Annotated in this window: 13 protein-coding genes; 3 read left to right on the top strand and 10 right to left on the bottom strand. The window is 53.7% G+C overall.

Going from position 1 to position 13,877, the window contains the following annotated elements:
• The first annotated feature begins 104 nt into the window (after nucleotides 1-104).
• On the top strand, nucleotides 105-1,022 hold the full coding sequence (locus MKX51_RS03020; RefSeq protein ID WP_340991154.1) for an AraC family transcriptional regulator: 918 nt from the start codon (nucleotides 105-107) through the stop codon (nucleotides 1,020-1,022).
• Between the two features lie 160 nt (nucleotides 1,023-1,182).
• Nucleotides 1,183-1,533, top strand: a complete 351-nt coding sequence (locus tag MKX51_RS03015) for a nuclear transport factor 2 family protein (RefSeq protein ID WP_051494108.1) — start codon at nucleotides 1,183-1,185, stop codon at nucleotides 1,531-1,533.
• A gap of 71 nt (nucleotides 1,534-1,604) precedes the next feature.
• Here the strand turns inward: MKX51_RS03015 and MKX51_RS03010 are convergent, their stop codons facing one another.
• The 10 genes from MKX51_RS03010 to MKX51_RS02965 all read right to left on the bottom strand — a co-directional run bounded on the left by MKX51_RS03010 (nucleotide 1,605) and on the right by MKX51_RS02965 (nucleotide 12,736).
• Entirely contained in the window at nucleotides 1,605-3,695 is a 2,091-nt protein-coding gene (locus MKX51_RS03010) for a class I SAM-dependent methyltransferase (RefSeq protein ID WP_340991153.1), read from the bottom strand.
• A gap of 172 nt (nucleotides 3,696-3,867) precedes the next feature.
• Entirely contained in the window at nucleotides 3,868-4,806 is a 939-nt protein-coding gene (locus MKX51_RS03005) for an alpha/beta hydrolase (protein ID WP_340991152.1), read from the bottom strand.
• Between the two features lie 124 nt (nucleotides 4,807-4,930).
• Nucleotides 4,931-6,298 (bottom strand): sensor histidine kinase, encoded by a 1,368-nt coding sequence (locus MKX51_RS03000; protein WP_340991151.1) that lies wholly within the window; start codon nucleotides 6,296-6,298, stop codon nucleotides 4,931-4,933.
• Entirely contained in the window at nucleotides 6,295-6,969 is a 675-nt protein-coding gene (locus tag MKX51_RS02995; protein WP_340991150.1) for a response regulator transcription factor, read from the bottom strand. Before MKX51_RS02995 ends, MKX51_RS03000 begins: the two co-directional genes overlap by 4 nt.
• Before the next feature lie 118 nt (nucleotides 6,970-7,087).
• Nucleotides 7,088-7,963: a radical SAM/SPASM domain-containing protein gene (locus MKX51_RS02990; protein WP_340991149.1), complete on the bottom strand. Its 876-nt coding sequence runs from the start codon at nucleotides 7,961-7,963 to the stop codon at nucleotides 7,088-7,090.
• Nucleotides 7,964-8,012: 49 nt separating this feature from the next.
• Nucleotides 8,013-8,999, bottom strand: coding sequence for a Gfo/Idh/MocA family protein (locus MKX51_RS02985; protein WP_036731252.1), 987 nt, complete (start codon nucleotides 8,997-8,999; stop codon nucleotides 8,013-8,015).
• Between the two features lie 1,008 nt (nucleotides 9,000-10,007).
• Nucleotides 10,008-10,271: a hypothetical protein gene (locus MKX51_RS02980; protein ID WP_340991148.1), complete on the bottom strand. Its 264-nt coding sequence runs from the start codon at nucleotides 10,269-10,271 to the stop codon at nucleotides 10,008-10,010.
• Between the two features lie 16 nt (nucleotides 10,272-10,287).
• Nucleotides 10,288-11,676 (bottom strand): threonine synthase, encoded by a 1,389-nt coding sequence (thrC, locus tag MKX51_RS02975; RefSeq protein WP_340991147.1) that lies wholly within the window; start codon nucleotides 11,674-11,676, stop codon nucleotides 10,288-10,290.
• Between the two features lie 99 nt (nucleotides 11,677-11,775).
• The gene (locus tag MKX51_RS02970) at nucleotides 11,776-12,270 is read right to left on the bottom strand and encodes a CYTH domain-containing protein (protein WP_340991146.1); all 495 of its coding nucleotides are present in this window, start codon (nucleotides 12,268-12,270) and stop codon (nucleotides 11,776-11,778) included.
• 121 nt (nucleotides 12,271-12,391) lie between these two features.
• Nucleotides 12,392-12,736, bottom strand: a complete 345-nt coding sequence (locus MKX51_RS02965) for a winged helix-turn-helix transcriptional regulator (protein WP_340991145.1) — start codon at nucleotides 12,734-12,736, stop codon at nucleotides 12,392-12,394.
• A gap of 134 nt (nucleotides 12,737-12,870) precedes the next feature.
• On the opposite strand from MKX51_RS02965, the gene MKX51_RS02960 reads away from it, so the two are divergent.
• Complete coding sequence (locus MKX51_RS02960) at nucleotides 12,871-13,785, top strand: DsbA family protein (protein WP_340991144.1); 915 nt, start codon at nucleotides 12,871-12,873, stop codon at nucleotides 13,783-13,785.
• Nucleotides 13,786-13,877: the final 92 nt, after the last annotated feature.

Below are 13,877 nucleotides of genomic sequence, written 5' to 3'. Positions count from 1 at the left end.
TTTGGTGTATATAGTTGCATTATACCGATAATAAAATCTCAAAACTAATAATATATAGCTCATTTATAACACTATTTTGACGTCATCAGATAAGGAGGCCCCTAATGGACCGTACCTCGCAGCGCTTGCTCAAAGAAGACCGCGAACACGGGGATGTCATGTTCCCCCTGGCTGCCTACTGGATCGACCTTCCCGCCGGAGCGCATGTCCTGGACACCCACTGGCATGAGGAAGCCGAGTTCTTCCTGCTGCTGGAAGGCGAGATTCTGTTTCAGGTGGACACCGACTATTTCACGCTTCGCCCCGGTGAGGCCGTGTTCATTGAATCCGGGGATATCCATGCCGCATACGCGCTTACGGAGATCCCCTGCCGCTTCTGCGCCCTTGTCTTCCACCCCGACCTGCTGGCCAGCGCCCAATTTGACACCATCCAGCAGAGCGTCATTCTGCCGCTTCAGGAGAAACGCCAGAGCTTTCCCCGCCACCTCACCCCTTCTGTTCCCTGGCAGGCGGAGCTGCTGGTGCATTTGAACCGCATGATGAAGGCCTATGATCAACAAATGCCCGGATTCGAAGCTTTTATGAAAGGGACCCTGCTGATTATGCTCTCGCAGATTGCGCAGCCGGGGCGCTTCGTCAACCACAGCCAGTCCGAAGGCGCGGAGCCCACGAAGATTGACCGCCTGAAGCGGGTAATTCTCTATATTCAGGACAACTACCAGGAGCCGATCCGTACTCGTGACCTGTCGGGGCTGATTCCGATGAGCGAAGGGCAATTCTGCCGTTTTTTCAAAAGCATGACCCGCAAGACGCCCGTCGATTACATCAACTCCTACCGGGTTCGCCAGGCCGCAGCCCTGCTGAAGCAGGGGGACCGCAAAATCTCCGATATTGCCATGGATGTTGGCTTCGACAACGTCAGCTATTTCATCAAAGTGTTCCGCAAAGTCATGAATTGCTCACCTTCGGAATTCCGCAAGGACGCCGCTCCCTTCGTCGGGCAGAACCAGCTCTATCCGTAAGCTGAACCCCGCCCCATTCTTTTTCCTGCTTACGGATGCCCGGATACGTTTAAGTTAGTGTATGGATGACCACGGCACCTGCCGCTTCAGCGGTGGCCTAGTGGCTCATTCCGGTGGACATGCCGTTCCCCACTAATCTACTTACAGGAGGCAGATATTCATGAATCAACATGTTACCTTGCCAATTGAGGTACAGGACTTCTACAATGCTGTGAACCAATACCAGCCTGACGCTCTGATTGAATTGTTCGCTCCCGGCGCTACCGTGAAGGATAACGGGAAGTCAGCCGAAGGCACAGAAGCCATTGCGGCTTGGGGAGAATCCGAGCTGTTCTCCGCTAAGGTCCGCTTTACCATTATGGAAATTGAAGAAATCCAGGGCCGCATTGCGGTGACCGCTGAGATGGAGGGTGAGTTCAATAAGAACCGTGTCCCCGCCCCGCAGCAGTTCACTCATGAATTCAAGGTACAAGGCGGTAAAATCAGCGAGCTGATCATCACGCTTAAATAAGCGTATAGTGTTCCTCCTAACAAAACAGGCTGTCCCGTAAGTCAGAGATGACTAGGGACAGCCTGTTTTGTTCAACCCGCCTTACGAATCACGATAAAGCAAGTGCTATCCGGCAAGCCTACCTGCACTCCACTCTCATCCATGATCTCAACTCTGCTCTCCAGCGCCTCCGTGTATCCCTCCTGCAGGTAATGACGGAAGACCTCTATCCTGGCCCGGTCCCCCAGCGTCTGCTCAATGAATGCGGCGTACTGCGAGGGTGTGAAATAGCCGAACTGCTCCTGCACCTCATGAATGTAGGCTTCCTCCCCCCAAGTGTAGGTATAGAGGAATTCCATCGCATCGTTCACCGGCATCAGCACCTCGTGTTCGCCCAGCTGTTCATAACGGATATTCCGTCCGGCAAAATCCTTCGCGTACCGCTCCAGCCACGCCATGCCGTCCGCCTCCAGAAACCGTACCCGGCGCTGCTGTTCCTCCGGCTCGCTCATAATACCGTCGCGGATAATGATCGCACCGCCTTCAGCCAATACCTCGAAGGCACTGGTCAGGGCTGCCGCCACCGTGCCGTGATTGAACTTCCGGCCGTCCAGCGGCACATAGGAATACAGCTCATGCAGAATGGATGAGAAAATCACCGTGTCCACCGTGCCCGGCTCCACATAATCCTTCAGATTCAGCGCATCGCCCTGGAGCACCTCCCAGCGGCGGTCCTCCCGCTGCTTGCGCTGCCGCAGCGCTTCGATCACATTGCTGGAAATATCAATCCCTACCGGCACCACCTCCGGCATCCGCTCCTCAAGCAGATCGAGCAGCACCCCGCCGCCGGGGCCGATGTCCAGCACCTTCCGTCCGGTAACGTAGTCCAGAATCACTGCCTTATAGTCAGCCGTATCATTCATCTGGCTTAAGTAAGTATCCTCATTGTGGAAGCGGTCGAAGGCGTCACGCCGCAGATCGAACAGGTCGAACAGCAGCAGGACCGCCCGTTCATACAGCGCCGACTTCTCGGCCTCTGTACAGAACTCAATCAGCTTCTCCGCTGCCGCCGAGAACTCGAACTGGAAAAACAGCGTATCCGGCAGATGCTCCTTCCCCCGCAGCCTGTGCGTAAGATGCGGATTGCTGCCGGAAGGCTTCACGCCGCTGTAGATTTCCTCCCAGCTCAGCTCCGAGAGATACTTCTCAATAATCCGTTTCTTATAGACGTTGATCTTCTTGCTGCCCTTATAGTCGTAATGAATACTGTTCATGACCGCTTCGAAGCTCAGATGGCTTAGCTGAATCGGGCTGCTGGCGGCCACCAGACTTATGACCTTCAGGAACTGCTCCAGCGAGAAGGTCTGGAGCGCCGATTCCACATACCAGAAGGTGGCAGGCCGCAGCGGCTCCAGCGCAGCAGGCAGGAAGCCCTCCTGCACCAGCCCGTCCCACTCCGTCTCGTAATCCTCCCCCTGCGCAATGGACCCGGCGCGCATTCTCCGCAGACGTTCCTTCATCGGGACCTCAGGCTGCAGATGCCCTGAAGCAATTACAGCAATCAGCTCCATGACCTGCAGGCGGACCTCCTGCCACAGCTCCGGGGATACCGCAGCAATGATGCAGTGATTCAGTGCGAACAGCAGCCGCTCCAGCTCCTCTGCGCTCAGCAGGCCGTGCTCCACCAGTCCAGACAACGGAAGATTGACGGAAGGCGGAACCTCGCCGCGGATTTGCTGTCCAATCAACCCATGTGTCTCGATCAGCGTATGTATGACCCGTCTCTTCTCCGCAGAGCCTGCATCGTCCTGCTTCAACCCTTCTGCATAGCGCCGGTACAACTCCGCAGAGCCGATATTATGAACGAAAATATTAATGCCCTCTTCCTGCCAGCTCCGCCGCTGCCGGACAGTCCCGCCCTTAGCCGTCTCCGACCAGATCAGCGTCTCCTCGGCCAGCTCCTTGATCCAATACGACAGCGGCAGACTGTCCAGCACCCGCAGACTCCGCTCTACATAATCCAGCACCGGATTCTGCTGCGCAAGCGACTGTAGCGATTCTACCCGCTCCAGGTTCACAATCGTCTGCTCTGCCTGCACGATGTACTCCAGCCACGGATAGCCTTCTCCGGCAGGCCATCCTCCTTCACGATACGCCTCTATAGCCCGTAATGATTTCAGCATTTGCATGCCTCCCTATGTAATAGCAATCTATATACAATAGCCCATGTGCTTCAGGTTTGAATCAGAGTGTCCGCAGAATGGAACAAACCGCAAGCTTCTATTATAGAAGCCTGCGGCTGCGAAGAGCTCTTATTCAATTGTATCAGATAGTTGGCCGGGAATCAGATTCCCCTCATTTCACGCCTGCCATGAATTCCCTGTAATCCTTGGCAATCTCTTTGGACAATGTATGGTGCAGATAATGACCGCCTTCGAGCGGCACCAGCTTACCGTACACGGAATCCTTCACCTGCTCCTCATGCAGCTTCATCCAGCCCTCCACATCGGTATTATTCGACTGTATGAAGAGCAGCAGCGGAAGCTCTTTAGGGAAGGCCAGCGCCTGGGCTGCTGTAAAATTCTCCTTGAAATGGTCGATCTCATTCATGACAGTGTCATTGTTTAAGTTCTTTGTGGCGATCATTTTCATCTGCTGCTTGGTGTGCTCGTCGAACGGAAGCCCAGCATACGGGTCGGGGCCAATCTTTTGGAACAATCTCATAATGCCGGATTTGTCGAGGAACTTCAGCGTCCCCACCGGTATTTTATCGTCCAAGCCCCCTTGGGTCGGCACACTGCTGTCAATTCCTACAAAGGCCTGCACTTCATCCTTATACTTGTTCACATAATCCAGCCCGTAGATTCCGGCGATGGAATGACCCATGAGCGTGTAACGTTTGATCCCCAGCTGCTGCAGCGCTTCATGAATCTCACTGATGATATTGTCCGAGGTCCGTTCCTTATCGGTCCGGTCACTTAAGCCATAGCCGAACGGCTCCACCACGGCTACTTTGTAATTGGGGGACAGCTCGTCTACCAGCGGCTTGAAATCAAGCGCCGGTGCCCCGGTGCCATACCCCGTCAGCAGCACCACGGTCTCCTCACCCGATCCCTGGATGAGTACATTCATCTTCTTGCCATTGACTGGCACAAGCTGCCCGTACGGCTCAATCTTCTTCAGCTCCGATTTGCTGCTGATGATATTAACCACAAATACTACAGCAAAAAACAATACGATCACAATCATCAATGCCGCTATAGACTTAAGCAGGATTCTGAGTCCTTTTTTCATTATACGATCACCTGTCCTTATGAATCGAATGTGTTGACTGAATCAATTGCTAAGGATAGCTTATACAATGAAAATGTACTCCCCGTGACGGTAATGTGAACGGAAGATGAATCGGCTCAATAATCTAATCTGCGGGTGTATTCAGCGGGAGGATTACAATAAAGCTTGTACCCGCTCCAAGCTCGCTCGTAACCCGGATGTCGCCATGATGCAGCAGGACGATCTGCCTCACGATCGCCAGTCCCATCCCGCTGCCGGTATACTTCCGGCTGTGGGAGCGGTCCGCCTTGAAGAAGCGGTCAAAGATCCGCTTCTGGTCCTCGGGGGAGATCCCGATGCCGGTGTCGGATACGCGAACGGTCACACTTTTATTATCTTGCCTCGTATGCACACTAATCACTCCCCCCTCCCCGGAGAATTTGATGCTGTTCCCGAGCAGGTTCGTCCAGACCTGGTTCAATTGGTCATAATCCGCGGTGAGCGTGGCAGCCGTCAGCTGAAGATCGAAGTTGATGCGCCGGGCCGACCATTGCGGCTGAAGAGCAACGATCACGCGCCGGATCTGTTCATCCAGGCTGAAGGTGGTGAACCGGAGCTGCTGGGACTGCGATTCCAGCAGGCTCAGCTTCAGCAGGCTGTCGCTCATCTTGGACATCCGTTCGGCTTCCCCGATGATGATATCGAGATAGCGGCCCCGCTCGCTCTCAGGAATATTCATCTGCTTCAGCGCCAGGGCATAGCCGGAGATGGAGGTCAGCGGAGACTGCACCTCATGAGATACATTCGACACGAAGTCACGGCGCATCTGTTCCAGCTGCTGCAGATCATGTGTCATCTCCTCGAAGCTGCGCGCGAGGGCACCCAGCTCTCCCGTTTGCTTGATATTCAGCTTCACGTTGAAGTCCCCGGCTGCGATCCTGCGCGTCGCGTTGGTCAGCTTCTTGATCGGCCGGACCACGAATATGGCCGCTACCAAGATCACAAGACTGCCGGAGATCAGCGAATACACCACGAAATACACCAGCCATTTCAGCACAAAGGCGGAAGAAGGGGGGCCGACAGGCTCTACGAACAATGCTTTTTTTCCCGTATCCGTAGTTAATTGCAGCCCTAGGAGGCTGGTGGAGATGCCTGTCGGATTGACCTGAACGATCCTGCCTGCCAGCACCTGCTTCACCTGCTCTTCAGTCACGGTCTCCAGCTTCATTCCTTCTGGACTGCCATAAGACTGAATCCCGCCGTTCTCATCATAAATCCGCACATGATAGGTCTCAAGCTGCTTCATGCCTGCGACGAACTCGTTGGCTTCGTTCAGCGGAAAGCTCTTATAGATCCGTACGATATCTTGTCCGAAGCGCAGCAAGGGAACCTGCAAATTCTCGTTCAATTCATCTTTGTACAGCCAGATTGCCAGATTGAAGGAGATCACCGTCCCTCCGATTACCGATACCAGAAAGGTCAGAACCACACGGGTATATAACGACTTGATCATTCAGTAACCTCAAGCCGGTAGCCCAGACCGCGGACAGTCTCGATCCGAAAATCCGGCGAAGCCGCAAACCGTTCACGCAGGCGCTTAATATGTACATCTATCGTCCGGTCATCCCCGGAGTAATCAATACCCCAGATCTGGTCGATCAGCTGCTCGCGGGTATAGACCTGCCCCGGTGTTCCGGCCAGCTTATACAGCAGCTCGAACTCTTTAAGCGGCAGAGACAGCGCTTCTGTCCCGTTCATCACCTTGTAGGTCTGCCGGTCCAGCGTTACCTCTCCTATACGGATCGTATGCGATTTGCCGATTCCCGAGCGCTTCAGCAAGGCTCTGACCCGGACCGTCAGCTCCAGCGGATCAAAGGGCTTGGTCAGATAATCATCGGTTCCCAGCTCGAATCCCTTCACCTTCTCCCAGGTCTCCCCCTTCGCCGTCAGCATTAAAAGCGGCAGCTCCGGGTCTGCTCTGCGCAGCTCCTTGCACAGCGCCCAGCCGTCCATCACCGGCATCATAATATCCAGGATGACCAGATCCACATGCGTTCTGGCATAGACCGCCAGCGCCTCTTGACCGTCTGCCGCTTCAGCGGTATCGAATCCGTCATTGCGCAGAAATAGGCAGACAAGCTCGCGGATATTCGCATCGTCGTCTGCAACAAGTATAGTAGGCATCTATTCCCTCTTTTCATATGATCCGGCCTTATAAATATTTCTATCTTCCCTCTAGCATCACCCTGCTGCTTTGCCGGTATGCACCGACACCAGCACCCACTCCGGCCTCGTGCTCCGGCTAGGTGCCGAACCGCTGCCGGTAGCCGCATTTACGGCACAGCTCCTCAACAGCTTCCCGCCGCGAGAAGCCATAGAACAGATTATTCGCCCGTTCCCCCTCGACAATCTCGGAGAATGGCTGCTCATGAATATTGCCGAGGTTGATCACCCCTTCGCCATCCAGACAGCACGGCACAACGGTGCCGTCTACCAGGACCGCCGCCTGGCTGCGCAGCGCATGGCAGAAGCCCTTGCCGTCATCCTCCGGCTCATGCAGCGCCGGCCATCTGAACTCGTGGTCCTGGTTCAGGTACACACGCGGGGCAATCTTCACGCCGCTGCCGGGGACGACCTTCTCCTCGATCCTGTAGCCCAGTCCGAAGGACTCCTCCAGCAGGGCCAGTGTCTCACGGTTGCGCTCCTTCTCCAGATTCGTCCGGTTGTCCTCCGTCAGATTCCAGAGCCGGAACGAGACAATGACGCCGCGCGCAGAGATCTCCCGGACGAACTGGATGATCTCTGTAAGATAACCTTCACGGTTCTCCGAGCCTGCATGGCCGTCGAAGCTGTGCAGCGAGAAGTTCATCTGCCGCAGTGCCGGCTTGCCGAGCAGCTTCGGCCCCGCTTTACGGATCAGCGTGCCGTTGGTCGTAATATTGACCTTGAAGCCCTTGGCATGCGCGGCATCCAGCAGCTCGCCCAGCTTCGGATGCAGCAGCGGCTCGCCTTTGACATGCAGATAGATATGATTGCTATGCGGTTTGATCTCATCAAGAATGGTGTTGAACGTCTCCAGCTTCATGAAATTCTTCTGCCGCTCCGTGGGCGGACAGAAGCTGCAGGCCAGGTTGCAGACGCTTGTGATCTCGATGTATACCTTTTTGAATGTCTTCAAGTTCCGCTCCCCATTTCAATATATAATGCAGGCCAGGCTGCCCGTTACGCTAGAGATCCGAAGCATACCGCAGGCCAATCTGGGCTCTCGCCTCTTCCATCAGCTCTGCCACCGCCAGGGAATTGGCGTGGCTGTTGGTCGCGCTCTCCCGCTGCCCGCTCTTCAGCAGATGAATGAACTCCTCAATCTCATAGTACATCGCCTCATACACCTGCGGTAGCGTAAGCTCCTCGACGGTTCCGTCGCGGTAGTGGATTTTGACCTGATAGGGCTGGTTAATCTTGTCGATCACCATCGTTCCGTTCTCGCCCTGAATCTCAGCAGGCAGATAGGAATCGGCAATCTTGGAATGCATGACCACCGCATCCATGTCCGGGTAACGCATGACCATACTGCCTTCCCCGTCCACACCAGAGGCGAGCATCAGCCCAACGGCCTTGACCGAATCCGGCTTGCCGAACAAAGCCACCATCGGATATAAGCAATAGATCCCCAGATCCATCAGAGAGCCGTTGGAATATTCAGGATTGAACGCATTCAGCACCGTCCCCTGCCGGTAAGCATCATACCTCGAAGAGTATTGACAATAACCTGCGAAGTAGCGCCGGACTTGACCCAGCTTATATAAGTTATCCCGGATCACGCCAAAATTCGGCATGAACGTGGATTTCATCGCTTCCATGAACAGCACATCATTGCTGCGCGCTGCTTCAATCATCGCCTTCAGCTCCCGGCTGTTGGAGGCCGCCGGCTTCTCACAGATCACATGCTTGCCATGGTTCAGACAGATCAATGAATGCTCCGCATGCATCGAGTTGGGGCTGGCGATATAGACCGCGTCCACCTCTGCGCTTGATACCATCGCCTCCAGATCCGTATAGATCGAAGCCCCGGCATACTTGGCGGCAAAAGCCTGTCCCTTCTCCTCTGTACGGGAATACACGGCCGTAAGCAGAAACTCCTCATTCTCAAGTCCCGCCTGCACAAAGCGGTCTGTAATCCAGTTAGTCCCTACAACCCCGAAACGAATAGTCATGAATGATCCCGTCCTTTTTCAAAATATAATTTATATGTTTCTCACGCTATAAATTATCCTTCTATTTCTCGCCGAAACGGTACCGTTCTTAAAAAAGGACAGCAAAGCCGTGTCCACTTGAAATATAAGCTATAACTGCTATTTTCTCATTCCATGATAGGTATGTCCACTTATATACCGTAATTTCCGACAAATTCCGCTAGATTTCGATTGTGAAAAAAAGCACCTGAGAATAGGCTCCCTGCGTCCAATGTCCCTTGGTCCATTCGTACATGGTGGCAATGGTGCATGGTCCGGCCAATCGGAGATGAAACCCTACCAACCTGGAACGATTCGCCGATCCATCACCTTCAGCAGAGCCATGCCTCACCTCCAGGCAGGTCATCGCCCCTCCCGCTGGAACCATGCCTCACCTCCAGGCAGGTCATCGCCCATCCCGCTGGAGCCAGCAATTGTATTTTGTACACTAGAATCCGGTGTAAACCTCCTGTTTTGCCATTCTGCTGTATTTTGTACAGTAGAATCTGGAGTTTGGGCCTGTAACAGCCCTCACCCCATAAATCTACTGTATGAAATACAACAGACTCAAATTTAGAGGTGTTTTTGGGACTTTCTATTGCACATAATGCAATCACCCGACTGACTGGCGAAGGCAGGCGCAGTGGGCGGTGGGTATGGGGCAGCGGGGCGGTGAGCGATGAGCAGAGCGCAATGACGATGGACAGTCGGCTGTGCACCGAGCGAACAGTTGGAGATAGTTGTAGTCTGTGCGATTAAAAACAGGAAACACGAAGGATTTCCTCTTCTAACTGTAGTCTGTACAACTAAAATCTGCCCGAAGGAGTGAGAACCAAGGTATAGAGATATTTTAGTTGTACCAAATACAGCTAAACGGATATTCGGCGGCACAACAGGCGATTTAGTTGTACAGATTACAACTCAGCATCCCACTCGCACCTTCACCAGGGCACAGCAAACCCATCAGTAAGCGATTAGTTAACGTCCTTCTCACAAATTCACATCTGATTGGCTTCCAGCGGACAGCGCACGTACTATCCAGTGTTCCACAGTACGAACTACAGCGGACAGCGCGCCTACTATCCAGTGTCCCACAATACGAGCGACAGCGAACAGCGCACGTACTATCCAGTGTTCCACAATACTAACTACAGCGGACAGCGCACGTACTATCCAGTGTTCCACAATACGAGCGACAGCAAACAGCCCCCGCTCATCCCGGCGGGGGCTGTCTTCATCCTGCGCGGGCCCCACTGGACACGCACCTATTTTACCCGTAAAAAGCTACAAGCTGGCGCACGATCTCCGCCTTATCATGATCGACCACGACCTGATGCTGCGGCTGCTCGAACAGGGCCGAGATCTGAGCCGGGAACTCCTGCTTGATGCCGGTCAAGGCAATCGCCTCGTCGAACTTGGCCGGATGCGCTGTAGCGTAAGCAATGCTTATCTCATCAGGAGCGCTGAATTTCTCATATGCGGCTACGCCACATGCCGTATGCGGGTCGAGCAGATAGCCGGATTCCTGCTGGTACTTGCTGATGATCTCCAGACAATGTGCATTCTTCACGCCCAGCGCGGAGAAATCCGCCTGTACCCGGGCCAGCAGCTCGCCGTCCACCGTAATCGCACCCTTGCTCTGCAAGGCTGCCATGTACCCGGACAGCTTATCCGCATCCTCGCCCAGCAGATAATACAGATAGCGTTCGAAGTTGCTCGCCACCTGGATATCCATCGACGGGCTGTAGGTGCCTGTGAAGCTGCCTGGTTTGTATTCGCCGGTGACCACGAACCGTTCGAGGATGTTGTTCTCATTGGTGGCGATGATCAGCTTGTGGATCGGCAGACCCATTTTCCGCGCCAGGAAGCCTGAGAAAATATTACCGAAGTTGCCCGAAGGCACGCTGATATTGACCTTCTTCTGATCGCTCCCCGGAAGCTGCAGATACGCATGGAAATAATAGACCGTCTGCGCCAGAATGCGCACGAAGTTAATGGAGTTAATCGCCCGCAGGTGATACCGTCCCTTGAAGTCGAGATCGGCGAACAGCTCCTTGATAATCTTCTGGCAATCGTCGAAGTTGCCCTCTACGGACAGGTTCAGCACATTGCTGTCATCTACGGTGGTCATTTGCAGCTCCTGCACCTTGCTGACTTTGCCGTGCGGATGAAGGATACAGATCTTAATGCCTTCCTTGCCGCGAACGCCCTGAATGGCCGCAGCACCAGTATCGCCGGAAGTGGCCCCGAGAATATGGATGATTTCACCGCGCACCTTGGCAATGTAGGAATACAACTCGCCCATGAACTGCAGCGCCACATCCTTGAAGGCAAACGTCGGCCCGTGGAACAGCTCCAGCACGTATAGAGAATCGTTCACCCGGTGCAACGGCGTAACTTCCGGAGCGCGGAAACTGCCATAGCTGGTGTAGACCATCGAGCGCAGATCCTCATAAGGAATTTCGTCATTGGTATAGTAGGAGAAAATCTCAAGGAACAGCTCCTGAAAGCTCAGGCTTCTCCATTCCTCCAGCTTCTCCGGGGAAATCACCGGAATCTCAGCCGGCACCATGAGCCCGCCGTCATCCGCCAGCCCCATCAGAACCGTATCAATAAAGCCTCTGGCCGCTACCTTGCCTCTTGTGCTTATATACTCCATACCCGTCTCATCCTCCTGAACCCCTCTTTATTTACTGTACATAGTACCACGTTTACGCGTTAAAGTCCGCTGATTCTATAAGATTAAGGCTCACCGGGGCTATTTGCCCTGAAGCTCTTTCCAGACAGTTTTGTTGCTGTACTTCTTCTCTGTGCTGACATCCAGGCCAAACCATTCAGGGGCTGTGAAGCCTTCCGCCTCCTCCAGCGAATCGAACTCAACCTCAAGCACCGTAAGCTCCAGCTGGGTGTAGAGATCAATCTCCACCGTTGTACCGTTCCATACGCCTGTAATGCGGGTTTTGACCAGCGGAACCGCCTTCACAGCCTCAATCATCTGGTTATACAAGCCTGCGGAAATGAAATATTCTATCTCCTGGCGGCTGATGCCCTTGCCATCCTTGAACGTATGCGTGTAAGTTACCTCACCCGTGTCCAGATCCGTGATCTTCCGCACCCGCAGCTCCTGCCCGTCCTCAATCGCAAGATACGTCTGGTCAATACTGTGACGGGTCAGCACCTTCAGCTGTCCTTCTTCAATCAGCCGCTCCGGGTATTCCGGCAGCAGGAATTTGCGTTCAATCTCCATAGCCATGCTGTTTCTCTCCTCTGTGTGCGAGCTTTGTGCGAGCGTTAATGTTACATATTATTTATCATCATAGGGGCGGGCCATACGCAAGTCAACCGGAGGGAACGGATTCACCGGGAAAAAAATCCTATACCTTCTGTCCGCCTAAGGCATGAATGTTACTCGCTCCCCAGGCCACAATCTCTTCAATTAGCGGAACCAATTCCAGCCCGGAGGGGGTCAGGGAATACTCGACGCGCGGAGGCACCTCAGGATATTGCTCGCGATGGATAATGCCGTAGTCGATAAGGTCCTTGAGACTGTTCGTTAACGTGGTTCCGGTGATGCCGTGCAGCCTTCTTTTTAGTTCGTTATACCGGATCGGCCCCTCTTCGCTCAGCAAAGCGAGGATAGGCAGATTCCACTTCCCGCCGATGACATGAAAAGCAAAGGTGGCTGGGCACATTTGCGTTAAGTCAACCTCATATTTCATAGGTGATTCCTCCATTAGTATATTTTATATACCAGGTATTAAAAACAATAGTACTTGTTAATCTGATTCCAGATATTATAATCATACTACAACTGGTAACGGATATTATAAAAAAGAATGTGAGGTAAACAGCTATGAATTCAAATCCTATGATCTGTGATCTGAAGACAGGGGTATGCGGGGTAAGCGACGAGGAGCATACACAAATTATAGATTTCAATCCGCAGCAGCCCAAAGTTACTCTCTATTATGCTACTGATCCGATCTGTTCACACTGCTGGGCCATCGAGCCTACCCTGAACCGGTTTATTCAGCAATATAACAAGTACTTTGATCTACAGCCCCTAATGGGCGGGTTATTAGCCGGTTGGAATGGCTTTGCTGACAAGGCAAATGGAATACAGCAGCCAGCCGATGTAGCGGGGCACTGGAAGGAAGTCGGGGCGCATTACCGCATGCCCATTGACGGCACCCTATGGCTGAACAATCCGGTCATGTCCTCTTATCCGCCCTCCAGAGTATTCAAGGTTATCCAGCAGAGACATCCGGGGAAGGAACTGGCCTACTTGCGGAGTGCCAGAGAAGCCGTCTTCGTCTTCAACCGGAATATCGGAGAAGACGAGGTCCTCGCGGATATTGTGAATAGTCTGGGATTACCCGGCGCAGAGATCGTCCAGGCCGCAGGACTGGAAGCGGCGCAAGAGCTGCTGGAGGAGGATTTTCAGAAGGTGGCCCAGCTCGGCGTACGCGGCTTCCCGACCCTTGTCATGGTCAATGAAGAGAACCAAGGCATCAAGCTGGTCGGGTCCCGTACCTTGCAAAACTACGTAGATGCCTTGCAGCAGCTTATTCCTGAGCCGCTTGCTCCTGCTGCTCTCCCGGCTATGCCGGAGCTGCTGGCCGAAGGACATCTTCTCTTCTCCAGAGAAATTGAAGCCATGTACGATATCGGGCAGGATGAGGTGGAGGCCTTCACCGCCGCTGCACTTCCCGAGCATGCTTACCGCACCCGGCAGATCCTGGGTGAGATGTTTATCGAACCGGCCTGAAGGCGGCCGTAGCCAACAAACAGCGGTCCCCCGTCATTGGAGGACCGCTGTTTGTTTGATTTTACCGAAGCATAATGTTCATTATACCGAAT

This window comes from Paenibacillus sp. FSL M7-0420 (assembly GCF_038002345.1).
GTDB lineage: Bacteria > Bacillota > Bacilli > Paenibacillales > Paenibacillaceae > Paenibacillus_AQ.
The sequence above is the reverse complement of the archived record's forward strand: the minus strand, read 5'-3'. Positions and strand labels throughout refer to the sequence as shown.

Coding starts and splice junctions, on each gene's coding strand:
- MKX51_RS02995 (WP_340991150.1), bottom strand. CDS start 6,969: ATGCCTACTATACTTGTTGCAGACGACGATGCGAATATCCGCGAGCTT.
- MKX51_RS02970 (WP_340991146.1), bottom strand. CDS start 12,270: ATGGCTATGGAGATTGAACGCAAATTCCTGCTGCCGGAATACCCGGAG.
- MKX51_RS03005 (WP_340991152.1), bottom strand. CDS start 4,806: ATGAAAAAAGGACTCAGAATCCTGCTTAAGTCTATAGCGGCATTGATG.
- MKX51_RS03020 (WP_340991154.1), top strand. CDS start 105: ATGGACCGTACCTCGCAGCGCTTGCTCAAAGAAGACCGCGAACACGGG.
- MKX51_RS03010 (WP_340991153.1), bottom strand. CDS start 3,695: ATGCTGAAATCATTACGGGCTATAGAGGCGTATCGTGAAGGAGGATGG.
- MKX51_RS02985 (WP_036731252.1), bottom strand. CDS start 8,999: ATGACTATTCGTTTCGGGGTTGTAGGGACTAACTGGATTACAGACCGC.
- MKX51_RS03015 (WP_051494108.1), top strand. CDS start 1,183: ATGAATCAACATGTTACCTTGCCAATTGAGGTACAGGACTTCTACAAT.
- MKX51_RS02960 (WP_340991144.1), top strand. CDS start 12,871: ATGAATTCAAATCCTATGATCTGTGATCTGAAGACAGGGGTATGCGGG.
- MKX51_RS02965 (WP_340991145.1), bottom strand. CDS start 12,736: ATGAAATATGAGGTTGACTTAACGCAAATGTGCCCAGCCACCTTTGCT.
- MKX51_RS03000 (WP_340991151.1), bottom strand. CDS start 6,298: ATGATCAAGTCGTTATATACCCGTGTGGTTCTGACCTTTCTGGTATCG.
- thrC (WP_340991147.1), bottom strand. CDS start 11,676: ATGGAGTATATAAGCACAAGAGGCAAGGTAGCGGCCAGAGGCTTTATT.